General features: G+C 67.8%; 24 protein-coding genes. 9 read left to right on the top strand and 15 right to left on the bottom strand.

Annotated features, from left to right (window positions below):
• Positions 1 to 6 precede the first annotated feature (6 nt).
• From RHM57_RS03685 to fbaA, 3 genes are read right to left on the bottom strand one after another with little or no spacing between them, the layout of a single operon-like run.
• Positions 7 to 558: a DUF6264 family protein gene (locus tag RHM57_RS03685; protein ID WP_134449496.1), complete on the bottom strand. Its 552-nt coding sequence runs from the start codon at positions 556 to 558 to the stop codon at positions 7 to 9.
• Positions 536 to 1,585 carry a class I SAM-dependent methyltransferase gene (locus RHM57_RS03690; RefSeq protein WP_134558099.1) on the bottom strand — a complete coding sequence of 350 codons (1,050 nt, stop codon included), beginning with the start codon at positions 1,583 to 1,585 and terminating at the stop codon, positions 536 to 538. The genes RHM57_RS03685 and RHM57_RS03690 overlap by 23 nt, the downstream gene beginning before the upstream one ends.
• Before the next feature lie 19 nt (positions 1,586 to 1,604).
• Positions 1,605 to 2,630 (bottom strand): class II fructose-bisphosphate aldolase, encoded by a 1,026-nt coding sequence (gene fbaA, locus RHM57_RS03695; RefSeq protein ID WP_134449498.1) that lies wholly within the window; start codon positions 2,628 to 2,630, stop codon positions 1,605 to 1,607.
• Between the two features lie 246 nt (positions 2,631 to 2,876).
• On the opposite strand from fbaA, the gene glpX reads away from it, so the two are divergent.
• A complete protein-coding gene (gene glpX, locus RHM57_RS03700; RefSeq protein ID WP_134449619.1) occupies positions 2,877 to 3,809 on the top strand; it encodes a class II fructose-bisphosphatase in 933 nt (310 codons plus the stop codon).
• A gap of 126 nt (positions 3,810 to 3,935) precedes the next feature.
• Here the strand turns inward: glpX and rmuC are convergent, their stop codons facing one another.
• The 3 genes from rmuC to RHM57_RS03715 all read right to left on the bottom strand — a co-directional run bounded on the left by rmuC (position 3,936) and on the right by RHM57_RS03715 (position 6,646).
• Positions 3,936 to 5,291: a DNA recombination protein RmuC gene (gene rmuC / locus RHM57_RS03705; RefSeq protein WP_134449499.1), complete on the bottom strand. Its 1,356-nt coding sequence runs from the start codon at positions 5,289 to 5,291 to the stop codon at positions 3,936 to 3,938.
• A 100-nt stretch (positions 5,292 to 5,391) separates the two neighbouring features.
• Complete coding sequence (locus tag RHM57_RS03710; RefSeq protein ID WP_322136205.1) at positions 5,392 to 6,003, bottom strand: hypothetical protein; 612 nt, start codon at positions 6,001 to 6,003, stop codon at positions 5,392 to 5,394.
• A gap of 25 nt (positions 6,004 to 6,028) precedes the next feature.
• Positions 6,029 to 6,646: an exonuclease domain-containing protein gene (locus tag RHM57_RS03715; RefSeq protein ID WP_134449501.1), complete on the bottom strand. Its 618-nt coding sequence runs from the start codon at positions 6,644 to 6,646 to the stop codon at positions 6,029 to 6,031.
• Positions 6,647 to 6,709: 63 nt separating this feature from the next.
• On the opposite strand from RHM57_RS03715, the gene ychF reads away from it, so the two are divergent.
• Entirely contained in the window at positions 6,710 to 7,783 is a 1,074-nt protein-coding gene (gene ychF / locus RHM57_RS03720; protein ID WP_134449502.1) for a redox-regulated ATPase YchF, read from the top strand.
• Positions 7,784 to 8,177: 394 nt separating this feature from the next.
• On the opposite strand, the gene RHM57_RS03725 is transcribed toward ychF, so the two are convergent.
• Positions 8,178 to 8,504 carry a hypothetical protein gene (locus RHM57_RS03725; RefSeq protein ID WP_322136204.1) on the bottom strand — a complete coding sequence of 109 codons (327 nt, stop codon included), beginning with the start codon at positions 8,502 to 8,504 and terminating at the stop codon, positions 8,178 to 8,180.
• On the opposite strand from RHM57_RS03725, the gene RHM57_RS03730 reads away from it, so the two are divergent.
• Positions 8,494 to 9,168, top strand: coding sequence for an SDR family NAD(P)-dependent oxidoreductase (locus tag RHM57_RS03730; RefSeq protein WP_322136203.1), 675 nt, complete (start codon positions 8,494 to 8,496; stop codon positions 9,166 to 9,168). The genes RHM57_RS03725 and RHM57_RS03730 overlap by 11 nt on opposite strands.
• A 221-nt stretch (positions 9,169 to 9,389) precedes the next feature.
• Here RHM57_RS03730 and RHM57_RS03735 read toward each other — a convergent pair whose 3' ends face one another.
• Positions 9,390 to 10,172: an SDR family oxidoreductase gene (locus tag RHM57_RS03735; protein ID WP_134449505.1), complete on the bottom strand. Its 783-nt coding sequence runs from the start codon at positions 10,170 to 10,172 to the stop codon at positions 9,390 to 9,392.
• A 231-nt stretch (positions 10,173 to 10,403) separates the two neighbouring features.
• Between RHM57_RS03735 and RHM57_RS03740 the strand changes: the two genes are divergently transcribed.
• From RHM57_RS03740 to RHM57_RS03750, 3 genes are all read left to right on the top strand, one after another.
• Positions 10,404 to 11,084: a hypothetical protein gene (locus tag RHM57_RS03740; RefSeq protein ID WP_322136202.1), complete on the top strand. Its 681-nt coding sequence runs from the start codon at positions 10,404 to 10,406 to the stop codon at positions 11,082 to 11,084.
• 63 nt (positions 11,085 to 11,147) lie between these two features.
• On the top strand, positions 11,148 to 11,612 hold the full coding sequence (locus RHM57_RS03745) for a phage tail protein (protein ID WP_322189592.1): 465 nt from the start codon (positions 11,148 to 11,150) through the stop codon (positions 11,610 to 11,612).
• A 175-nt stretch (positions 11,613 to 11,787) separates the two neighbouring features.
• Entirely contained in the window at positions 11,788 to 13,236 is a 1,449-nt protein-coding gene (locus RHM57_RS03750) for an HNH endonuclease signature motif containing protein (RefSeq protein WP_322136200.1), read from the top strand.
• A 22-nt stretch (positions 13,237 to 13,258) separates the two neighbouring features.
• Here RHM57_RS03750 and RHM57_RS03755 read toward each other — a convergent pair whose 3' ends face one another.
• From RHM57_RS03755 to RHM57_RS03775, 5 genes are all read right to left on the bottom strand, one after another.
• Positions 13,259 to 14,023, bottom strand: a complete 765-nt coding sequence (locus RHM57_RS03755) for a DUF2306 domain-containing protein (protein WP_322136199.1) — start codon at positions 14,021 to 14,023, stop codon at positions 13,259 to 13,261.
• Complete coding sequence (locus RHM57_RS03760; protein ID WP_134449509.1) at positions 14,020 to 14,271, bottom strand: hypothetical protein; 252 nt, start codon at positions 14,269 to 14,271, stop codon at positions 14,020 to 14,022. The genes RHM57_RS03755 and RHM57_RS03760 overlap by 4 nt, the downstream gene beginning before the upstream one ends.
• A 33-nt stretch (positions 14,272 to 14,304) precedes the next feature.
• Positions 14,305 to 14,991, bottom strand: a complete 687-nt coding sequence (locus tag RHM57_RS03765; RefSeq protein ID WP_322140706.1) for a hypothetical protein — start codon at positions 14,989 to 14,991, stop codon at positions 14,305 to 14,307.
• A 111-nt stretch (positions 14,992 to 15,102) separates the two neighbouring features.
• Positions 15,103 to 17,817: a LuxR C-terminal-related transcriptional regulator gene (locus RHM57_RS03770; RefSeq protein ID WP_322189593.1), complete on the bottom strand. Its 2,715-nt coding sequence runs from the start codon at positions 17,815 to 17,817 to the stop codon at positions 15,103 to 15,105.
• A gap of 48 nt (positions 17,818 to 17,865) precedes the next feature.
• A complete protein-coding gene (locus tag RHM57_RS03775; RefSeq protein ID WP_322136195.1) occupies positions 17,866 to 18,978 on the bottom strand; it encodes a hypothetical protein in 1,113 nt (370 codons plus the stop codon).
• A gap of 238 nt (positions 18,979 to 19,216) precedes the next feature.
• On the opposite strand from RHM57_RS03775, the gene RHM57_RS03780 reads away from it, so the two are divergent.
• A complete protein-coding gene (locus RHM57_RS03780; protein ID WP_322136194.1) occupies positions 19,217 to 19,789 on the top strand; it encodes an HhH-GPD-type base excision DNA repair protein in 573 nt (190 codons plus the stop codon).
• Positions 19,790 to 19,852: 63 nt separating this feature from the next.
• Here RHM57_RS03780 and RHM57_RS03785 read toward each other — a convergent pair whose 3' ends face one another.
• On the bottom strand, positions 19,853 to 20,545 hold the full coding sequence (locus tag RHM57_RS03785; RefSeq protein WP_322140707.1) for a hypothetical protein: 693 nt from the start codon (positions 20,543 to 20,545) through the stop codon (positions 19,853 to 19,855).
• A gap of 252 nt (positions 20,546 to 20,797) precedes the next feature.
• Between RHM57_RS03785 and RHM57_RS03790 the strand changes: the two genes are divergently transcribed.
• A complete protein-coding gene (locus RHM57_RS03790; protein ID WP_322189594.1) occupies positions 20,798 to 21,226 on the top strand; it encodes a DUF1761 domain-containing protein in 429 nt (142 codons plus the stop codon).
• A gap of 38 nt (positions 21,227 to 21,264) precedes the next feature.
• The gene (locus tag RHM57_RS03795; RefSeq protein ID WP_134449516.1) at positions 21,265 to 21,630 is read left to right on the top strand and encodes a zinc ribbon domain-containing protein YjdM; all 366 of its coding nucleotides are present in this window, start codon (positions 21,265 to 21,267) and stop codon (positions 21,628 to 21,630) included.
• A 32-nt stretch (positions 21,631 to 21,662) separates the two neighbouring features.
• On the opposite strand, the gene RHM57_RS03800 is transcribed toward RHM57_RS03795, so the two are convergent.
• Entirely contained in the window at positions 21,663 to 23,105 is a 1,443-nt protein-coding gene (locus RHM57_RS03800; RefSeq protein WP_134559093.1) for an FAD-binding oxidoreductase, read from the bottom strand.
• Positions 23,106 to 23,179: the final 74 nt, after the last annotated feature.

The following is a 23,179-nucleotide window of genomic DNA, read 5'->3' on the forward strand; positions in this document are numbered from 1 at the left end:
GGATGCCTACGGCTGGCTGTAGAAGTCGATCAGCGTCGGGTCGGTGGTCACGACGACCATCATGAAGGCGAAGATCACCACGAGCGCGATCACCGCGCCGATCACCGGGACGTAGAACGCCCGCTTGCGGCGTGAGATGAGCAGGATCGCCGCGGCGGCGGTGAGCAGCCAGACGATCGCTTCGGTGATTCCGCCCGCCGTGACGAGCCCGGCGACGGAGGAGTCCGGCACGTAGGTACCGAGGTGGGACTGGGTGTAGAGCATCTGGATGGCGTCGGGGAGGGCGTTGAGCACCCCGATCGACATGAAGGTCGCGGCGAGGCCGAGCGCGAGCAGGCCGAGGGTGACCCGCCGGTCCCAGGCGGGAACATCGGGCCTGGCCGGTCCGGTCAGAGTACCAAGCGACGGCGCGGAGACAGCGGAGTTCGGGCCAGCGGTTGGCGAGCGTGGCGTTGTGACGCCCGGATCCCAGCTCCAGCCCTCAGGGGCCAGCTCCCCGTAGCGGGGCTGGGGCCGGGGGTCCCGGCGGGGGCTGTCAGGGACGTTTTCGCTGGGCACGGGGGAGCCGTTCGACTAATTTGCGGGTGAGGAAGGCGACGGGGTGCGTCTTCATATAGGTGAGGTGCGCCCGGAGACCGGCTACTTCGCCGGCCAGGGCATCCCTGGCGGCGGAGGTGGCGACGAGCTCGGCCGTCGCGGCGTCCCGTTCGGCCAGGGCGGTTGCTTTGTCAGCGGCGAGGAGGTCCGCCTCGAGGCGGGCCTGGGCGGCTGTGACGAGGGCGGCATCCGTGTTCTTGAGCGCCTCGTTCTCGGCGGCGATCCGGTTCGCGAATCCGAGGATCTCGTCGGGTGGTGTTGCACGCGTGCGGATCGGCGCGGTGTTCCGCGGCAGGGAGGCCAGGGGGATCGCGACTCCGACGTACTGGTAGACGTGGCTGTCCGTGGCCTTGAGGAGGTCGAAGAACGTCTCGTCCGCGGTGAGTCCGAGGCCGGCAAGACGTTCGGTCACCCAGCGTTCCGGATATTCCGAGACGACGGGGTCCTCCTCACGGATGCCGTAACCGGCGGCCGTGAACATGTCTTCGATCTCGAAGGCATCGTAGAAATGCAGGTGGGTCTTGTCGAGCAGCCCGGTCTCCGTGTAGGTGAACCGGCCCTCGAGCAGGTCCAGCCGTACGGAAAGGTGACCCATATTGGGAATCGAGTAGACCACTACTCCGCCGGGCCGCAGCAGGGCGCGAATGGCCACGAGGGTCGCGCGCGGGTCTGGCAGGTGTTCGAGGACGTCGGCGAACAGCACGACGTCGAAAGCTCCGAGCCCGGCGACGGCGGCCGTGTCGCTCACGTCGAGCACGTAGGCCTCGGAGATCTTGCCCCGCGCCTCGTCGATGTCGACCGGATTCAGGTCGACACCGACGACGGTGCAGTTATTCATCTGTTCCAGGGCTTCACCGAAATTTCCGGCCGAGCACCCCACATCCAGCACCCTCGATCCTTCAGGAATGAAGGAGAGCATGTTGGACCAGCTGTTGTTGCGGGTTCCCCGCACGAACAGGTGGCTGGAGTACGCCGATGTTTCGCCCATTGGATGAATTTACTCCGGATTAGCTCTCCGAGTGTCCAGCGGAGCCGAGCTGCTGGGTGGCTTCGACGACGCGGGCGGCCATCGCCGTCTCGGCGACCTTGCCCCAGGCGCGCGGGTCATACAGCTTCTTGTTGCCGACTTCGCCGTCGATCTTGAGGACGCCGTCGTAGTTCTTCAGCATGTAGCCGGCGACGGCACGCGTGAACGCGTACTGGGTGTCGGTGTCGATGTTCATCTTCACGACGCCGTTGGCGACGGCTTCGGCGATCTCGTCGGCGGTCGAGCCGGACCCGCCGTGGAAGACGAGGTCAAGCGGCTTCGGGCCGGTGCCGTACTTGGCGGCGAGGCCGTCCTGGATCTCCTTGAGGAGCTCCGGGCGCAGCTTCACGTTGCCGGGCTTGTAGACACCGTGGACGTTGCCGAAGGTCAGCGCGGCCATGTAGCGGCCGTCTTCGCCGAGGCCGAGGGCGTCGATCATGGCGCTCGCGTCGGCGAGGGTCGTGTACAGGTTCTCGTTGATGTCGCCCTCGACACCGTCTTCTTCGCCTCCGACGGCGCCGATCTCGACCTCGAGGATCGCGTTGATGTTCTTGGTGCGCTTGAGGATGTCCTTCGCGATGACGAGGTTCTCGGCGAGCGGGATGGCGGAACCGTCCCACATGTGCGACTGGAAGATCGGGTTGCGCCCGGCCTTGACTTCGGCTTCCGAAGCGGCGATGAGGGGGAGGACGAAGTCGTCCAGGGCGCCCTTGGGGCAGTGGTCCGTGTGCAGGGCAACGGTAACGGGGTAATTGTCGGCGACGGACTGCACGAAGTGAGCCATGGCGAGCGCACCGGATGCGCGGTTCTTGACCGTGTGGCCGGCGAAATAATCGGCGCCACCGGTGGTGACCTGGATGATGCCGTCGGAGCCGGCTTCAGTCAGGCCCTGCAGGACGGCATTAATGCTCTGGGAAGACGCAACGTTGAACGCCGGGTAAGCGAAACCCTGGGTCTTGGCTTTGTTGAGCATCTCTGCATACTGGTCTGGGGTTGCGATGGGCATGTTTCTGCGTCTCCTCGGTTGTACAGATTCGGTCTTCCCATCCTACCGATGGCGGCTGGATGGCTGGACGGGAAACATCAGCCGTTCCCGCTGGGCGGGCGCTAGGCTCTTAAACGGCAGCGCTGGGCGACCGGCGCCGGCCCAACGCTGGGCCTTGCCACTGCCGCACTCTTCGTCCGGGAAGGACCATCTGTGAACAGCCCCGAAATCGCCCCCAATTTCACCCACCCGGACCGAAACCTGGCCATGGAGCTGGTGCGCGCGACCGAAGCCGCGGCTATCCGCGCGGTGCCGTTCATCGGCCGCGGAGACAAGAACGCGGCTGACAAGGCCGCCGTCGACGCGATGCGAGTCTTCCTCGGTACCGTCAACTTCGATGGAGTCATCGTCATCGGCGAGGGCGAGAAGGACAAGGCCCCGATGCTCTTCAACGGCGAGCACGTCGGAAACGGCACCGGTCCGGCCTGCGACATCGCCGTGGACCCCATCGACGGCACGAGCCTCACGGCCGAGGGGCGCCAGAACGCGCTCTCGGTGATCGCCGTATCGTCCCGGGGCACGATGCTCGATGCCTCCTCGGTGTTCTACATGGACAAGATCGTCACGGGCGCCGCCGGCTTCGGCGTCGTGCACCTGGACCAGCCAATCGGCGACAACCTGCGCGCGCTGTCCCAGGCCACCGGCAAGCCCATCGGCGAGATGGTCGTCGCCGTGCTCAACCGTCCGCGCCACGAAGGCCTGATCGACGCGATCCGGAGCGCGGGAGCCGGCACCCGTCTCATGTCCGACGGCGACGTCGCCGGCGGCATCAACGCCGCCCGTTACGGCACCCGCATCGACATGTGCGTCGGTATCGGCGGCAGCCCGGAGGGCATCACGACGGCGTGCGCGCTCAAGGCACTCGGCGGCTTCATGCAGGGCCGACTCGCCCCCAAGGACGACGCCGAACGTGCCAGGGCCATTGCTGCCGGACTCGACGTCGACAAGGTGCTCGACCTCGACGACATGGTCTCGGGAGACAACACCTTCTTCGTCGCTACCGGCGTGACCGACGGCGGTCTCGTCGACGGCGTGCGTCGTAAGGGTCCGATCATTCGCACCGAGAGCATCGTCATGCGCGGCAAGTCCGGCACCGTCCGCCGGGTCGTGGCCGACCACCTCGCCGCCAAGTGGCTGTAGCCCGCGGGCACTGACCTCGCACTGACCGCACCCCCGCATCTCCCTACAACAATCGCCGTTTCGGCCGAGTACCCCCGTTCTTCGGGAGACGCTCGGCCGGAACGGCGATTGTCGTATTGCGCCCGCTCAGTCCGCGCGGTGGGCGGATGCCTCGAGTTCTGCCTCGGCGAGTCCCGCGGCTTCCAGTTCGGTCACGAACTCCCAGGCGACGAGTTCCCGCGGGGACTCCTCGACGCCCGCCAGCGGGGCGAGCACTTTGGACTCGTCGAGTGCGTTGAGCTTGCGCGCCGTCGGCAGGACCTGGCGTTCCATCGAACCGACGAAACCGTTGTAGTCCTTGACGGTGCGCTCGATGGAGCGCCCCAGCTTCTCGATGTGGGTGGCGGTGACGGCCAGCCGGGCGTAGAGCTCGCGGCTGAGGTCGAAGAGCATTTTCGCGTCGTGCGTGAGCACATCCTGTTGCCAGGTGAACGCGACGGTCTTGAGCACCGACCAGAGCGTCACGGGGGAGGCGAGCGCGACCCGTTTGGAGAAGGCGAACTCCATGATCGAAGGGTCGGCTTCGAGAGCGGACGACACGAGCGACTCGCTCGGGATGAACGCGATCACGATCTCGGGGGAGGCCTCGAGGCCCTGCCAGTATGCCTTGCTGCCGAGGGCGGTGATGTGGTCGCGCACTGCCTTCACGTGGGCGCCCAGGAGAGCCGTGCGCCGTGCGCCCTCCGCACCGGTGGCCGTCGCCGGGATCTGGCTCGCCTCGAGGAACGCCGTGAACGGCACCTTGGCGTCGACGGCGATGTTCTTGCCTCCGGGCAGGTGCACGACCATGTCAGGCCGGCCGGCGCCCGCGTCTGAGCTGATGCTCGACTGCACGTCGAAATCGACCCGCTCGATGAGCCCGGCGGCCTCGACGACGCTGCGCAGCTGGGTCTCGCCCCAGACTCCGCGCGTGTTGTTGGCGCGTAAAGCGGAAGCCAGTGACTCGGCGGTGCTGCGCAGGCGCTCTTCGGATTCAGTGGCACTGCGGAGTTGCTGGCTGAGCTCGCCGTGCTGCAGGCTGCGCTGGGCCTCGAGTTCGGAGACCTTCAGCTGCATGTCGTGCAGGCTTTCCCGCACCGGGGCCAGGGCCTGCAGGACCTTGCTCTCCCGCTGTTCGCGTTCGGTGCGGGCGGCGGCCTCCTCGCGGTGCCGCTCGTCGAACTCGCGTCCCCGGCGCTGCGCCTCGGCGAGTTGCTCGCGGAGGGCATCCGTCGTGGCCTGCACCGAGGCCAGTTCTTCACGCAGGATGGCCGAGACGGCGGCCTCGGAGGACCGCAGTTCGGCGAGGTCGACCTGGTGGCGGGCTTCGAGAACGGCGGGATCGACGGTGGGCGTGGCTGCGCCGTCCCGGGCGGCGCGGCGTTGCAGCACGATGACCGTGCAGAGGGCGCCGAGTACGGCGCCGAGGGCGATGCCGAGAAGGAGGGTGAGCCAGGGATCCATGTCTCAACCCTGCCAGTGGCCACCGACATTGGCGTCGCGGCAGGCGGGAACCCGCCGAGGAGGGTTCACCGGTCTGGCGACCCGGTGAGCTGGGAGCGCGTCAGGCTTCGAGCGCGAGCGCGAGAGTCAGCATTTCCGGGTCGTTCCGGGTGGTCCGCGACACGACGAGGTGTTCCCGGTTGATCCGCTGCGCGAAGAATCCGAGGTACGGCAGCTGGATGATCGTCGTGAGGCCGCCCTGTCCTGCCGTGACGAGCGCGGGGATGACGCGGTTCTCCGGCAGGGCGCCGAGCGGTGCGGGCATCGTCGTGCGCCACATTCCATAGGCTTCCTGGTCGATGCCGGAGTTCCAGAAGTCCGAGGGCCAGGTCGAGGTCGATGTCGCCGCCCACAGCTCCGCGTCGGTGAGGGTGTCCAGGAGGCGCTGGATCTCCTCGTCCGGGATGCTCACGGTCGGTTCGGCCACGTCGAAGTGGGTCCAGGCCCGCCGCCACTCGGCCAGCCAGCGCTGCACGGCGGCGTCGACGTCGAGGTCGGACGGCCGGCGCGAGGTACCCGGGTCCGGCTCCGAATCCAGGCGCGGAACGCTGTCGATCTCGAGGTGCCAGGCGCTGCGCACGAAGAGCAGGAAGGTCAGGGGCGACCAGCACTCCTCGACGTTGATCTGCATGTCCTGGGGCCAGGGGCTCAGTGGCAGGTCTTCGGAGTCCACGATGGCGGCCCGGATCGTCTTGCTGCTAGCTCAGGGCCATCGGCCCGTGGACCGCGGCCTTCGCTGCGATGGCGACGGGCCCGATGGCTCCGACCGCGACCTTGGTGATCCGGGCCAGGTCTTCGACCGTGTCCGCGCCGTGCCGTTTCGCCGCGTGGATGATGATGGCGGCGCACGCCTCCGCGTCGGCGAGGGCGTCGTGGTGCGCGAAGTCCTCGAAACCGGCCGCCATCGCGGCGACCGGGAGCCGGTACGAGTCGAGGTGGTACGTGCGGCGGGCGACCTGCAGGCTGCACACATAGCTGAAGTCGGGCACCGGGAGTCCCGCGACCGTCGAGGCGGTCTTGATGACGCCGAGGTCGAAGCCGGCGTTGTGGGCCACTAGGGTGTCACCGTCGGCGAAGGCGACCAGTGCCGGGAGCTGCTGGGCCCAGGTCGGGGCGCCGAAGACATCCGCCGGGTAGATGCCGTGGATCTTGATGTTCCACTTCAGGAACTCGTCGTGCCCGGGCGCGGGCTGGATGAACCAGCCGACCCGATCGGTCACGAGCCCGTCACGCACCTTCACGAGCCCGACCGAACACGCGGAGGCGCTTGAGGAGTTGGCGGTTTCGAAGTCGATCGCGGTGAAGTTGAGGGGCACCCCTTCATGCTCTCACGGCCCACCGACAGGCCCGGCGGGGCCCGCCCGGTACGATGGATTCTCGTGGCTCTTACTATTGCAATCGTCGGACTGCCCAATGTCGGCAAGTCCACCCTCTTCAACGCGTTGACCAAGAACAACGTGCTCGCGGCGAACTACCCGTTCGCCACGATCGAGCCGAACGTGGGGATCGTGAACCTGCCGGACTCCCGGCTCGCCGCGCTCGCCGCGATCTTCGGCAGCGAACGCCTGCTCCCGGCACCGGTGTCCTTCGTCGACATCGCCGGCATCGTGCGCGGCGCGAGCGAGGGCGAAGGCCTCGGCAACAAGTTCCTCGCGAACATCCGTGAAGCGGATGCCATCGCGCAGGTCATCCGCGGATTCGCCGACCCCGACGTGGTGCACGTCGACGGCGCCGTGAACCCGGCCGGCGACATGGAGACCATCAACACCGAGCTCATCCTCGCGGACCTGCAGACCCTCGAGAAGGCCATCAGTCGTTTCGAGAAGGAGGTCAAGGGCCGCAAGATGCCTCCGATCGTGCTCGAGACCGCGCTCAAGGCGCAGGCCGTGCTCGACGCCGGCCAGCCGCTGTCGTCCGCGAAGCTCGACATCGAGCCGATCCGGGAACTCGGCCTCCTCACCGCCAAGCCCTTCATCTACGTGTTCAACGTCGACGAGGCCGTGCTGCAGGACGCCGAGAAGCTTGCCGTGCTGGCCGCCCTCGTCGCCCCGGCCAACGCAGTGTTCCTCGACGCCAAGCTCGAGTCAGAGCTCAGCGAGCTCGACGCGGCCGACGCCGCGGAGATGCTCGCCTCGACCGGCCAGGCCGAGAGCGGTCTCGACCAGCTCGCCCGCATCGGCTTCGACACCCTCGGCCTGCAGACCTACCTGACGGCAGGCCCGAAGGAGACCCGCGCGTGGACGATCCACAAGGGCTGGACCGCCCCGCAGGCCGCCGGCGTGATCCACACCGACTTCCAGAAGGGCTTCATCAAGGCCGAAGTCTTCTCCTTCGACGACCTGATCGCCGCCGGCTCCATCGCCGAGGCCCGCGCCAAGGGCAAGGCCCGTATCGAGGGCAAGGAATACGTCATGCAGGACGGCGACGTCGTGGAGTTCCGCTTCAACGTCTAGCCTCCGGCATCCCAATTTCTGAGCGACGACCGGCAGAGGTGCCGGTCGTCGCTCTTCCGTTGTTGGCGTCGCGCGGATGGCACCCGAACCGCGCAGGAGACTCCGAGCGCGAAACAGCCGGGCGAACTTTCTTCGGCCCGTAGGATTCACACCATGAGCTCCGGCCAGGTATTTGCGCTCCTATGGGGACCGTTCGCGATTGCATTCGGAGTGACGTTCATCGTGAAGCGCGCTCGGATATCGGAGTTGGCGAGACGCCAACGACGCCAGCAGGGCCTCCGCGTATCGCAGCGAACTCAATCACCCGCACTGATGGCGGTGAGCGGCGCACTCCTCGTGGTTCTCGGTACCTGCGTATCAATCGGAGCACTCACAGGGCAGATTCGGTGAGTGATCACAACGGACTCGGTTGGCTCACTTCACCAAACGGTCGAATAGTAGCGGCGTTGTGGAACATGTTGATCTGTGCGGCCATCGTCGTGGTTTCGGTTGTGATGGGGATGACCGGACCCCGACCGCATTCATCCTGACAGCTCTCGGCCTCATCATGGAGTGGCAATTTGTGCGCGGATATCTGCGCGCGCGGCAAGCGAAAGTGGCCGAAAAGTAACCGGTCGCGGTCTGCGCTCGTCCGGTTGAGACCCGCTTTCGCGTTAGGCTCGTGCTCCTTGCGATAGTCATCGCAGCAGCATCCATCGAAGGAGACCACCGTGCCCGTCATCGCCATCATCGGAGCCGGACCGGGACTCGGCGCCGCCGTCGCGCGAAGGTTCGGGCGCGAAGGCTTCTCTATTGCCCTGATCGCCAGGAATCAGTCGAAACTCGACGCCATGGCAGCCGAGCTGGCCGCCGCCGGCTTCACCGCGAGGGCGTACGCAGCGGATGTCCTCACGCCGGCATCGCTCGAGGCGGCCCTTGCGCGTGCCGAAGCGGAGCTCGGAGCCATCACGGTGTTGCAGTACAGCCCGCTCCCGTCCCGCGACTACCTGAAGCCGGTTCTCGAGATGACTCCGGAGCTGGCTCTGGAGGCACTGCAGTTCTCGGCCCTCGGGCTCATCCACGCGGCGCGTGCGGTGCTCCCGGCAATGCGGCTGGCGGGGAGCGGCAGCATCATCCTGATCAACGGCGGAACCTCTGTGAAGGCCCGCGCCGGCTTCGCGGGAACCTCGGTGGCCTTCCCGGCCGAGAGCGCCTACGGCGAGATGCTCCACGATGCCCTGTCGGATGAGGGCATCCGGGTCAGCCAGCTTGTGATCCCGGGCGGCATTCCCCAGCTTCAGTTGGCCAACGGCATCGACGGCGTCGCCGATCGCATCTGGGACCTCCACGCCGTCGCCGGACCGTTCCGCACCATGCTCATCCCGCTTGAGGACGGCCGGGAGTAGGTAGCCACCCTGCCCAGCCCGCGACCGCAGGCATCGTCCGGGTGAAGGCTCAGGGTGTGGGCAGGCGGGAGAGCGCCGTCAGGAGCGGTTCCTGCTGTCCGGCCAGACAGACCCGGATCCAGCCCTCGCCGGCGGATCCAAAGGCGGAACCCGGGGCGACGGCCACCCGCTGAGTGAGCAGGAACTTCTCCGCCCACTCGGCGACGTCTCACGCTGTCGTTCTAGAGTTCCTTCGTCAGCCCGCCGTCGATTCTGAAGTCGGCACCCGTGACGTTGCCGGCCCGCCCACTGGCCAGCAGGAGCACGAGGTCCGCGACTTCCCCTGGTTCGGTGAAGCGGCCGGTGGAGAATCCGCCGCCGGCTTCGATGATGCGCTTGCGTGCCTCGTCGGGGGAGACGCCCATGGCCTTAGCGACCGTCGACGCCACCCCGGTTTCGCCCAACCACAGCGGCGTCGAAACCGGCCCGGGGCTGACCGTGTTGAAGCGGATGCCCCGGTCACCGAACTCCTTGGAGAGCGCCTTCGAGAGGTTCCAGACCCCTGCTTTCGCGACGGAATAGTCGATGACTCCGGGGTCGGGAAGGTAAGCGTTCACGGAAGCGATGGTGACCACGGTTCCGCCTCCCCGCTCGATCAGCCGGGGAATGGCCGCTCGGGTCGTGCGCACAACGGCCATCAGATCGAGGTTCAGGGTGTTGAGCCAGTCCTCGTCGGTCACGTCGAGGAATCCCGTAGTGCGCGGTGTGAGCGCACCGACGTTGTTGACGAGGATGTCGAGGCCATCGGCGGCTTCGGCGATCAGCCTGTCCGGGCCGGTCGGGGTCGACAGATCAACCGCAACGAATCGGACAGCGTCGCCGAGAGCGTCGAGTTCGGAGGACGACGATCGGGAGCCTGCGATCACCTGCGCTCCCTCGGCGACGAGCGCGGTGGTCACCGCGAGTCCGATGCCCTTGCTGGCACCCGTGACGACGGCTGTCTTTCCGGCAAGATCGAGATTCATGTTCGGGTTCCTCTGCTCGAAGGTCGAATGGTGAATGTCGTTGAGATGATGGGAGGGGGGTTCCGGCATCCGTGGATCCACGGAACCACTGTTCATTCCACTGTGCAATGGGGCGCCCAACCGCCGGAGCCGAAATCCCACATCAGTCGCGATTTTGGCCTATGCGGGCCGGAACTCTGGGTGCGCTAGCCTTCTGGCTAGGTTGATCAGCAAGAACTCGGGGGAATCGACATGGTGCACGACCTATCCGGACTCACCACGGCAAGGCTCGCCGGAATCCTGGCGCTGGGCCTCCTGCTGTCCGGATGCTCCAGCCAGCACGCGGATGCGCCGGCGCCGGGTTCGACCGCTTCTGCCGTTCCGATCGCCAGCACGATCCAGCCCACCGCGGCGCCTACGTCTGCACCTACGGTGACCGCAACAGCGGCTCCACTTAACCTGAACGACCCGAGCTCGTGGATCATCGGCTTCTCCGGTGTCGGACCGATGGTGCTCGGGGCTGATCTGACTTCGACCAAGGAGTCGATGACCGCCTTCAGCCAGACCCTCTGGGACGAGTGCCCCTCACGTTCTGTCGTCACTTTCGCCGAGGCCGGATCCCCCAGCTTCGTCATCGCCGATCAGGGCGGCGACGGCATCATCCAGCAGGTTGTCGTGCAGACCGGGGAGAGCGCGGCTGGCTCCGCCACGTCGTCGGCGCGGACGAGTGCGGGAATCGGAATCGGTGCCACGCTCGACCAGCTCACGATCGCGTACCCCGCGATCACGTACCAGGATGCCGGCACTCCCATCGCCCAGTACGCACTGGCCAGCGGAGAGGGGAAGTGGATCCATTTTGTGGTACTGGAGGACAAGGTGAGCCAGATCATCGTGTCGCCGCAGGCCGGCATCGCTAAAGAACTCTGCGGCTAGTTCGATACTCTGAAGGCGGATGCGGCGCTAGCGTGGGCGGCACCACAAACGAAGAGGGGCCGCATGTCGTACATTGTCGACTTCGTGAACGTATCGACCGTCGGACTTGAATCGTCGCCGGTGACGGACGCGCTCGCCGGCTTGCGGGCCAACGAGGCGCGCTACTTCAAGAACAAATACGATCATGTCTTCACCGTCAGCCCTGTGAGCGACGCTCCGGACGTGCTCGAGTGGGTGAGCCGCATCCTCAGGGAGGAGCGTGACATCGTCATCGCCTCGAGCCCGCTCGAGGTGACCGCCTTCGAAGTCGAGGGAACTCGGATGGCCTACGTGTTCTACGAGTCCGGATTGTCGATCAACGTCATGTACGGCATCGAGGACGGTCAGAAGCGAGCCGTCGGGTTCAAGCTCGCCGACGGCATGGAGGTGCCCGAAGAACTGGCCACTCGATTCAAATTCGCAAGGCAGAAATCGAAACTGGCCGGCGTCATCCGGGGTTCCTACTTCGTGATCAAGGGCGAGTACTGAGTTCCCGACCCGTCGACGTCGATAGTCCGTGGCGCACCTGTGGCACCGTCCGGACGAGTGTGGCTTAGGCGCCGGCTTGTCCTCAACAAAGTGCTTCTGACCGGGTTTTCCACAGGTGATTCGTGGGCGTGCGGATGCCTCAAGAATGTCGGTGGTCGTTCGTAGAGTGACCGGTATGACAACTGAAAATACCTCAGAACCTCAGCCCGAAAGCACGGCGGAACCCCCGCCCGGGACCCCGCCCGACAGTCCTCCCGACACCTACCTGAACCCCCGGCATCTCAGCCTGGTAGAGCCGTCCCTCGCCGATTTCTATGACGCGATCCGGGAGGCGGACCGGGAGATGAACCGGGCCGCCGCGAAGCGGGCGGCCGCGGTCTACACCGCCCAACGGGTGCTCGCCGATGTCGGCCGGGCCCGGGCGGAGGCCGCTGAACGCGCCAGCGGCCTGCGCCCGCCGTGGTCGCCGGAGGAGGCCACGAAGGAGGAGTTCACGTGCGAGGTCGGCGCCCTGCTGCGGCTCCCGCGCCGGACGGCGGAGACCCTGATCGAAGCCAGCCGCACCCTCGCGGAGGACCTCCCCGTGACCCGGGATGCCCTGGCCTCCGGGGTGATCAGTTACCGGCACGCGCAGGTGATCATGGAGCAGGCCTGGGGCATCCGGGTCGATGACCCGGAAGCGGCCGCGCGGGCGCGTGCGGTGTTCGAGGAGGTCCTTGTCCCGGATGCGGAAGTGCTGACCGTGGCGAAGCTCGCCGACCGGGCCCGAAGGGTGCGGGAACGCACCCACCCGGAAACCATCACCGCGAGGCACCAGAAAAGCGTCGAGGACCGGCATGTGGTGTTCCAGGCCCTCAACGACGGCATGGCGTCGCTGTACCTGACCGGGGATGCCGAGAAGGTGCAGGCCGCGTACCACCGCACTCTCGACACCGCCCTGACCCTGCAGGGCCCGGACGAGGTCCGCACCCTGACCCAGATCGCGGCCGATGTGCTCACCGACGTCCTGATCAGTGGGGTCACCCCGGATGGACTGGGCAAAGGGGTGACCGCGCAGGTCAACGTCACCGTTCCGGTGCTGACCTTGTTGGGGAAGAGCGAGGAGCCCGGGTATCTGACCGGGTACGGACCCATCGACCCCGACACCGCGAGGCGTCTCGCCGCCGGGGCGCCGAGCTTCACCCGGCTCCTCACCCACCCGGAAACCGGCGTCGTGCTCTCGATGGGACGCGACACCTACAAACCGCCCGCGGCTTTGAAGAAGTGGCTCGAGGTACGGGATGAAACCTGCACCTTCCCCGGCTGCCGCCGCTCCGCCAAACGATCAGACCTCGATCACAGTGTGGAGTGGCAACACGGCGGGGAGACCGACGCGATGAACCTCGCCCATCTCTGCCCGTATCACCACGCGGTCAAGAGCTACACCCGGTGGACGCCCAGGCACCTCGGCGACGGTCGCATCGAATGGACCTCCCCCGCCGGGTACAGCTACATCGTCGAACCCTCCGCCGACATGAGACCACCCCGGAAACCCAAACCCGAACCGAAACCACCGGTCCCGATCGTTGACGTCTGGAACCTTGACCCCGCACCCGACGACCCCGACGACCCGACACCGTTCTAGAACGGACCTGGGCCGACGCCGTCTAGGGACGGCGACGGCGCCGACTGCGGATGAGGTACTCGGCGACCGTCAGGTTCAGGACCCAGGCGGCACCCATCAGGACCGCGCGGGAGGGCTCGTCCTGCGCCCCGAAAAGGATCGCCCCCGGGATCAGCAGCAGCGCCTGCGTGCCTGCGGCGACGGCTATCGCGTAGGCCCGAGTCATCCACTCGCCGTGCCTGACGAAATCGCGGCGCAGGATCGCGCGGATACCGAGAACGAGGCTCACGGCCATCGCCGATCCGAAGAAGAGCCGAATCACGCCGAGGGCGATGCCGTCACCCGGCGGGTGCGGGTAGAGCACCACCATCCACAGGCCGGACAGCGCGGAGAGCAGGCCGGCGGGGATGAGGATGACTCCCGCGATGCGGTGCCACCTGCTCGCCCGGCGCCGCAGGGCGGGAACGAACTGGAAGGCGCCGAGGAGGCAGAAGACGGTCACGCTGACGATGTGCGTGACGACGGGCATGGGGGAGTCGAGGAACCGGACGTTGTGCTCGGTGGCGGTGGAGCCCCCTGTCAGCTCGGTGAGGCGCGCAGCCCCGGCGAGAATCGGGATGAGGCTCAGCAGGATCAGTCCGGCCGGTGCGAGCCATTGCGGCCGCGGAGTTCGCGTGCGTGCCCGGGTGCGATCAGCGCGAGGAACCGCGGCAGCCGGCCTGTCCTGCGTTGCACCGTCTTGTGTCGGCCTGTCCCGTGTCGCCTTGTCCCGTGTCGACGTGTCTCGAGTGATCTTGTGGTTCGTCACCGGTCACTCCTTGTCAGGACGTTGACCGAGATCAACGTGGCTCCGAGGTCTGCGACCCGTCTCAGTAGCCCGTGCAGGGCGGCCTGGTCCACGACCGGGCCGGTGAGGGTCGTTGTCCCGTCGTTCGCCTCGGTCAGCCGGAAGCCGTCGAACCAGTCGGTCCAACAGGCATCCAGCTGCCCCTGAAGCCGGATCTCGTAGGTGTCGAGTTCACCGCGCCCGAGGGGCGCCACGTGTCCGTTTTTCATGTCATTCCTCCTCGGTGGTCCGGCGAATCCGGGTCAGACCGTCGGCGTCGTGTCGAGCCGTGCAGGGTTGACCGCCGCGGGCGCCGTCGTTGTGCGCAGGTTCGACCACAGGGAGTATCGGAGCCAGATCAGGGCCAGGCCCATGGGGATGGCGGCCATCCGTTCGAGGGTGTGCGGGAGCAGTGCGCCCGCGATGGGCGTCACGGCCGCTGCGACGATCAGAAGGATGCCGGCCCCGCGTGACAGGACACGGGCCCGGAGGATGGAAATGCCGAACAGCAGGGCGCCGACGACGTAGAGCAGACCGCCGACCTGGGGGAGCGCCGCGAGGGGGCCGAGGTCGTTCACGGCCGGGTAGCGGCCGAACAGTCCGACGATGTCCACGGCGAGCTGGGGGGCTGCGGTCGCGACCAGGGGCGCGATGAGGGCTTCGGTGAAGTTGAAGGATGCCTGCAGGATGAAGAAGAATCCGAACATCAGGTAGGCGATCAGGCCGAGCAGCCCGAACTTCTGCACCTGCCGCAGGTAGATTCCGGTGAGACCGATCATGGCCAGAACGGCCATGCCGAAGCTGAGGACGTGCACCGTGATCCACATCTGAGTGGAGAGCGAGGCGACCACGTCGGCCGGGTGGATGAACTGGATGATGATGTAGATGAGCCCGGAGAGTGCGGCCGCTCCGGCGGCCGCGCGGGTGAGGGTGGATGTCGTGATGCTCATGAGAGGCTCCGATGTTCTGCGTGACCCAGGCGGTTGCCTGAAGACACCCTGAATCTAGGGAGACATGTGATGACGGGGCATCACTCCACGTGGTGATCCCTGTGGTGATTGTCAGACGAGGCCGAGCTTTTCAGCGCGACGGATCGCATCCGCCCGGTTGGTGACCTCGAGTTTGCCGAAGATATGCCGGGTGTGGGTGCGCAGGGTGTTCACGGAGACGTACAGTTCGCGGGCGATCTCGGGCCCGCTCAACTCGGTCGCCAGAAGCCTGAGCACGTGCAGTTCGCGTTCGCTCAGCGTTTCGGCGAGCGGCCGGGCGGATGCCCCCGGATCGTCCTCGCGCACGAACGCCGCGCTGAGGCCGCGAGCATAGTCGGGGGCGATTCCCTCGTCGGCTGCCGTTCGGAGAAGCGCGGCCATCGGCTCGCCCTCGTCCAGGAAGAGCCGTACGTACCCCTCTGGTTCCGCCTGGGCGAGGGCGCGCGCGAGCGGGCGGAGCGCCAGGTCCGTGTTGCCGGCTGCCGCGTGCGCCAACGTCTGCAGGACCAGGATCTCGTTCACCCGGCCGGCGCGGCCACCGGCATCCGCCGCTTCGAGCAAGCGGTCGAGCAGGGCCGCTGTCGCGTCGAGGGAGCCGGCCTGTGGATCGGACGTGTGCCGTGCGATCGAGAGCCTCGCCAGCGTGAGGTGGTCGAACTCGCGCAGGTAACCCGGCGCATCCGTTGTCGCGAGCCCCTGGCTGTCTGCCCAGCCCTGGGCATCACCGAGCCGTCCCTGCTTGATCCAGAGCCTGGCCTTCATCGCGGCAAGAGGCCGCACCTCCGGGAAGAACCCGGGCCGGTACAGGCGCTCCGCGGCGCCGAGCGCGTCAAGGGCGTCGTCGAGTCGTCCCTCCGCCTCGTCGATCCGGGACATCGCGGCGAACCAGCGATACCGGTTTTCGGGCAGGGACGCCCGCTCGCCGAGTGCCTGGCCGATCAGTAATTGCTCCCGGGCGGCGGGCAGGTCGGAGCGTTCACGAAGGAGCTCACTGACGGCGACGTGGAGGTCTACCGTCGACTGGGGAACCGGCTCTCCCTGTTCCGCCGCGAGGCGCAGGGCATCCTCGCAGGCGCGCTGGGCGTCTCGCAGCCGCCCCTGTTGGATGAGGAGGTCGGCCATGACGATCGTGGTGCCGAGCATGTCGGCCAGGTTGCCGGATCGCCGGAGGCTCGTCGCGACCTCGCCGAACGCGTCGACCGCGGCGCCGAGGTCGCCGACGGCCCAGGACGCCAGCCCGAGAAAACCGGATGCTGCGCCGCGCCCGAAGTGGTCGTCGGGGCCGGTGAGATCGAGGGCCCGGCGCGCCTGCACCTGGGTTCCCGCGACGTCGCCGCGCGCCTGTGCGACCGCGGCACGGTACAGGGCGATCGTGACGGGGAGTATCCGCAGTTCCGCGCCTGCTGCCGAATCATGGGCCGGCGTGCCGTCGTCCGTTGGTGCGCCGAGAGCCCGCTCGGCGTCCGCCAGCAACGGTTCGACGGCATCCACATCACCGGACACGAGCAATGACCAGGCGCGGTAGACGCCCAGAACGGGCCTGCGCCTGATGACGTCGCCCGGAAGCAGCGCGAGCCAGCCGAGCAGGGTCGCATCCTGCCTGCTCTTGCGCACGCCGGGCACCGTCGACTCGATCACCCTGGCGGCCCGCCCGAAATCCCCGGCGGCCAGGGCCTGAGCGACTGCATCTTCCGGCAGCCCATTCCGTTCGAACCACTCGCTGGCGCGCCGGTGCAGGTCCGGTACCCGGTCGGGACCGTCCGCAAGCACGCGAGCCGTCAGCACGTCGGCGAAGAGGTGGTGATAGCGATACCACTCGCGCCGGTCGTCGAGGGGGACGACGAAGAGGTTGTCCCGCTCGAGGGCCGCGAGCATCTCGCCGCTGTCGGAGCGACCGGTGACCGCGTCGCACAGGGGAGCGCTCAGTCGGCCGAGGATCGCGGTGTCGAAGAGGAAGGCGCGGACGTGATCGGGCTGGCGGTGCAGCACCTCTTCGGCGAGGTAGTCGATCACGAACCGGTGACTGCCGGTGAAGCCCTGGATGAAACCGCCCACGTCCGAGCGGTCCCGCATGGACAGTGCCGCAAGCTGGAGGCCTGCGATCCAGCCCTCCGTCCGGGTGTCGAGGGCGGCGACGTGCGCGGGGGAGAGCCCCAGGTGCATGACCTCGTTCAGGAACGCTGCGGCCTCATCGGGAGTGAAGCGCAGGTCCGCGGCACGCAACTCGGTCAACTCGCCCCGCGCGCGCAGCCTGGCCAGCGGCAGGAGCGGGTCGGAGCGACTCAGGATGGCCAGGTGCAGGTTCGGCGGCAGGTGATCGATCAGGAACACGAGCCCGTCGCGGATCGTGCCGTCCTCGATGAGGTGGAAGTCGTCGAGCACCAGGACCATCGGGTGCTGTGCTGCCGCCACGTCATTGATGAGCGCGGCCATCGTGCCCTCGATCGACGAAAGCGGAAGTGCGTGTGCATCCGCGGCGACCGCGGGATCGGCTCGGTGCAGGGCCGCTACGAGGTACGTGAGGAACCGTGAGGGATCGTTATCGCTCGCGTCGAGCGAGAGCCAGGCGACACGAGCGCCGGGTTCACCGGCCACGGTGTCGGCGATCCACTGGCTCGCCACCGTGGTCTTACCGAATCCGGCCGGCGCCGACAGAAGAGTCGCCCGGTGACCGGCGCGGAGCCCCTCCCGCAAACGCGCGATGAGGCGGGGGCGGGAGACGGCGTTCGGTCGGGGCGACGGGATGAAGAGCTTCGTGGCCAGAACGGGCAGGGGCGATTCGCTCATTCGCTCATCAGAGCACCTCGGCCGGCTTTCGGCAACAACGGCGCCGCGTCACGTGGCGGGCACGGCGGCGACATTGAGCGCCTCGATGTCCGCATAGAGTCGTTCCACCTCCGTGCGCGCCGCCGGGGCTGCGGCTTCGGCCGCGTCGAGTTCGCTCTGACGCTGCGACTGGTCTGACTCCCTCGTCGCGAATTCGGCCAGTCTGCCGGCCAGATAGCTACCATACGGCTCACCGCCCGCGGTGCCGCCGGAGTCTGCAACGTAGGTGCGGGCGCGGACCTCCGGGGAGAGAGCGTTGTACTCATCGGCCTGCCGGTTGTACCAGGCGCGGTCGGCGGCCAGTTGCGCACGGTCGGCCTGCAACTGCGCGCCCGCGTCCGCGTTCGCCTGTTCCCGGATGGCGAGGGCATCCGCTTTCGCGCTGTAGTCGGCCTCCAGGCCGTCGCGGAGGGCGCGGTCGGCGTCGTGGATCGCGACGAGCGCACCCCGGTCGCGGAAATAGCGGGCGTAGTACGCCTCGAGCGCCGGGTCGACCGCATCGGCGATCTCGGTCCCGAAATACGCGAATTCCTCGGTGGACCGGTTCTCGGCCGCCGACCCCACCGAGGAATCGACGCTGGCCTGAATCGGGTCGTCCGCCGCAATGGTGGACCAGCGCTTGTCGAGGAGCGCGTCGAGGCGCGCCTGCTCGACGGACGTGAGCCGGGCGTACGCGGCGTGCAGGAACTCGTGGGCAGCCGTCACCACGATCTGGTCGGCCAGCCTGGCGTCGGTGGGGCGGAAGATCGCTATCCGTCCGAAGTGTTCCCCGAGACCGTAGAAGCAACCGACGGTCGCGAAGTCCCCGTGGACGGTCCCATCCGGTGTCCCTTCGCAGGCCTTGCGAAAATCACCGCTGTCGAGGAGCTGCGGACGTGTGGTCAGGAAGATATCCCTGCCTTCGTCACTGAAGCCGATCCGGTCGGCGATCGGCGAGAGATCCGCCGAGAGCGAGTACGCTGCGGAACCAGCGAGCGGGCTCGATGGGAGGTAGGTGGCGGCCAGCGTCACACCGGCGACGGTCCCGAGCACGATTCCGAAGACGGTGCCCCGCAGTCGCCACCGGGGCGGTCGCCGCGCCGGGCGCGGGGCCCAGTCCTGGCCGGATTCGAAGAGCGTCACCCGCGGAGTATGACACGCGCGCGTGAACCAGGAGGCATCCGCTCCGGTCGGCTCGCCCCTCATGCCCCGAAGGCGGGGTACCGTCGCCGATGCACCCTGATCGGCAAACCGCGCCAGCCGTTTCGGGCGCGGGCTGCCGAAGCGGGCACGCTGATCACTCCGGCAGCCGCTGTCGCTGCCGCTGGTTTCTCGCGGCGTCGACCGCGCGGCCCTGCCCCGCCGGTGCCACAATGGCGGCATGACGCTGCACATCACCGGCGACGACGCCTCAGACGCCCTGCTCAGCGAAGACCCGTTCGCCCTCCTGGTCGGGATGCTCCTGGACCAGCAGGTACCGATGGAGACGGCATTCGCCGGGCCGGCCAAGATCCGGGACCGGATCGGCACCCTGGAACCCGCGAGGATTGCGGCGCTCGACGCCGATTCCTTTGTCGAAGTCTTCCGAACGACGCCGGCCGTGCACCGTTTTCCCGGCTCGATGGCCGGACGGGTGCAAGCGCTCGCCGAGGTCGTCGCGCGGGACTGGAACAGCGACGCCTCCGCGATCTGGACCTCCGGGGCCCCCGACGGCGCAGAGGTGCTCCGTCGACTCAGGGCGCTGCCCGGTTTCGGCGAGCAGAAGGCGAAGATCTTCCTGGCCATCCTCGGGAAGCGATTCGCTCTCGCCGCGCCGGGCTGGCAGGAGGCGTCTGCGCCGTACGGGCAGGACGGCTCGCACGCATCCGTTGCCGACATCGTCGATGCCGAGTCGCTCGCGCGGGTACGGGAGACCAAGCGGGCGGCCAAGGCGGCCGCGAAGACGACGGCCTAATCTCGTCGTTACGCCGTTACGGCCATTACAGGAGGCGGATGCCGGTGGCCGGCTGAGTCCGTGTCAGCAGTAGAACTGGCCGAGGCCGGCGGGGGCCGCGATCGCGGACAACACGCCCCCCTCCCCGACGAGGGCAGCGCCGCCGTACGGCTTGCCCTCCGCGTTCCGGCCGGCGACCTCGAAGACGAGGGGACCGGTGCCGTCGTTGTACTCGTCGATCTTCTGGTCGGCGGGGAGATTCGCGGCGCTCGCGGAGACATCCGTGCCGACGACGAGCCCCGTGCTGGACTGCACGGTCACCCCGGCGGCGCCCACCTGCGCGGAGCGGGCCTGGACTGTCCAGGTGTAGAGCGGCGGGCTCTCGGTGTCTGGAACGTTGACGAGGAACCCGGCGGCCCAGGAGTACGTGGTTGCCGCCCCCGAGCAGCCGGTCTCGGGGTCGGCGCGGGCCACGGTCGGCGCGACCCCGATCGCCGCGGAGAGGAAGGCGACCATGGCCGGGGCGCCGTCGGAGTACGGGGTTGTCGCGATCGTCGCGCCGGTCGCGTCGATGGTGCTGACGGTGAGCGCGCCGATCGAGAGGCGGGCGGCGCTCGCCGTGGCTGTGGGCGCAGGCGAGACCAGCGCAGGGGAGGGGGACGGGGTTGCGAGCGGGGACGAATCGGCTGCGGTGCCCCCCGTGGCCGGCCCGGCGCATCCGCTCAGCAGGAGCGCGGCGGCACAAGCCGCAGCAAGGAACAGGACCGGACGTCTCATCGTGCATCCCCCATCACAGGGACGACGAAAATCACCCCTGACCAGAAGCTTCGCACGTCTTCCCTCTCCTGTCACTGTGAGGGATCCAGCCCGGACCGGTGGGAAGGATCGGTTCCGGGATCGAGACACGCGGCGCCTGCTGCCGGTCACCACGATCGCCGACGGCGAACGGAAGCCCAGTACCGGTAGCCGCGGACATCCGCTTGTCGATACAGTCGAGTTCTTCGCGCCGGACGACCGATAGGAACGATTGTGGACCTGACCCACCTCAACTGGCTGGCGATTCTGGCCGCCACCGTCGCCGCCTTCATCGCGGGCGGCATCTGGTTCGGCCCGAAGACGTTCTTCCCGCTCTGGTGGAAACTGATGGGCAAGGACCCGGCGGCGGTGCCGGGCGCCGCCAGCAACATGGCCGTCGTCTTCGGTGCGACGGCCGTCGCCGCGTTCGTCGAAGCCGTCAGCGTCGCCGTCGTGATCTCGTTCGTCGCGCCCGCCACTCCCGGTTTCGGCCCGCTCCAGGGCGCACTCACCGGCTTCCTGCTCGGCATCGGGCTCGCCGCTGCCTCGTCGCTCTCGCACCGGCTCTTCGCCGGGGCCGGATTCCGGGTCTGGCTGATCGAGGTCTCGAGCGACGTGCTCAATTTCACGATCATGGGCCTGATCATCGGGAGCTGGCGCTAACCGCCTGATGCTCGACCCCGCTCGACTACGGTGGGGAAGTGACCGATACCCTGCCCCCGTGCCCCGAATGTTCCAGCGACCTCGCCTACGAGATGGGCGCACTGCTCGTCTGCCCGCTGTGCGGGCACGAATGGGCCGCGGCCGACGTGAGCCTGACGGCCGACCCGGGTGACGCATCCGCCGAGCGCGTGATCACGGATGCCTTCGGAACCGTCCTCGCGGACGGCGACACCGTCACCGTGATCAAGGACCTCAAGGTCAAGGGCAGCTCGACCGTGGTGAAGGTCGGCACGAAGGTGCGCGGCATCCGCCTGGTCGACGGCGTCGGCGACCACGACATCGACTGCAAGATCGACGGCGTCGGAGCGATGCAGCTGAAGTCGAGCGTGGTCAAGAAGGCCTGACCCGAGGCCACGCAAGGTCACGCGACGACCGGTCAGTCCTCGACGCTCGTGACGCCTCCCTCCTGGACCCCCGGAGCCTGGGTGCCGGCGGACGGGGCACTGACGCGCGGACTGATGTTCTGATTGACGCGGAACACGTTGTCCGGGTCGTAGACGGCCTTCACCTCCGCGAGCCGCTCGTAGTTCGGCCCGTAGTTCTGCGCGATCCTGCCCTGATCGTCGGCGTCCATGAAATTGATGTAGCCGCCGGGCTCGGCAAAGGGGTGCAGCGCCTCCCAGTAGTCCCGAACCCAGCGGATGTTCGCCGCATTGTCCGCGGGGTCGTGCCACATCCCGGCGATGACCGGCGCGAAGTCCACGTTCCGGTAGGGGAATGCCGTCGCCCCCGGTGCGACCCGCTGCACCGCCCCGTCGATCGGGTAGTAGTGGTTCGCGGACTCCATGCTCGGGATCCGGCTGCCGAAGTCGACGGCGACCCGCAGCGCGTCATCGCTCAGGGAGGCGAGGAAGTCCGCCTTCCAGTACGCCTGCATGCCCTTCGGCAGCATCGGGTCGAACAGACCGTTCAGCACGGGGTACGGGAGCGGCCCGACAAACGAACCGGCGACGGGCGCGGCGTCGAGGATCGGCTGCCAGCGCTTCTCGCCCTCGTCGAGGGGTCCGGTCCAGGCGCCGACGATGACGCAGACGGGTTGACCGTGCCACTGCTCGGGCAGGAACGGCACCGGCGGTCCCTGGTGGAACCCGAGGAACACGCCGAACTCCTCCGGGGCGTTCGCGATGAAATCCCGGTAGAAGCGGCCGACGGTGTCTGCCTCCGCCGCGGGGTAGATCACCAGGCCCCCGTAGATGGTGGAGACCGGGTGCAGCCGGAACTCGAGCGAGGTGACCACTCCGAAGTTACCGCCCCCGCCGCGCAGCGCCCAGAACAGGTCCGCGTTCTCGGTTTCACTCGCCACGAGGAACCGTCCGTCCGCGGTCACGACATCGGCGGAGAGCAGGTTGTCACACGACAATCCGAATTGCCGCGAGAGGTACCCGATTCCGCCGCCGAGGGTGAGCCCGGACACGCCCGTCGAGCCGATGATCCCGCCGGTCGTTGCGAGGCCGAAGGCGTGGGTCGCGTGGTTGAAGTCCGCCCAGGTCGCCCCGGGCCCGGAACGTGCCGTTTCCGCGGCCGGATCGACCCGAACACCGGTCTGCGCGACGAAGTCGATGACGAGGCCGCCGTCGACCGTGCCGAACCCGGGGGCGCTGTGCCCGCCGCCGCGAACGGCGACGGGGAGTTCGTGTTCCCTGGCGAACGCGACGCTCGTCATCACGTCGGCGACCTGCGAGGGCCTGACGACGACGGCCGGACGTTTGTTGATCATCCCGTTGTAGACGGCTCTCGCGTCGTCGTACCCCGGGTCGTCAGGTCCGATCACGGATCCGCGGACTCGTTCACGCAGAGAGTCAAGGGTGAAGGGTGCCATGATTCCTCCTTTGGACGGCATGCCCGGAACCGGTCCGGGCCCTCACGGCGTCCGTAGTACACCCATCGCGGGCC

The sequence above is a fragment of the Cryobacterium sp. 10S3 genome, from assembly GCF_034344045.1.
GTDB classification, from domain to species: domain Bacteria; phylum Actinomycetota; class Actinomycetes; order Actinomycetales; family Microbacteriaceae; genus Cryobacterium; species Cryobacterium glucosi.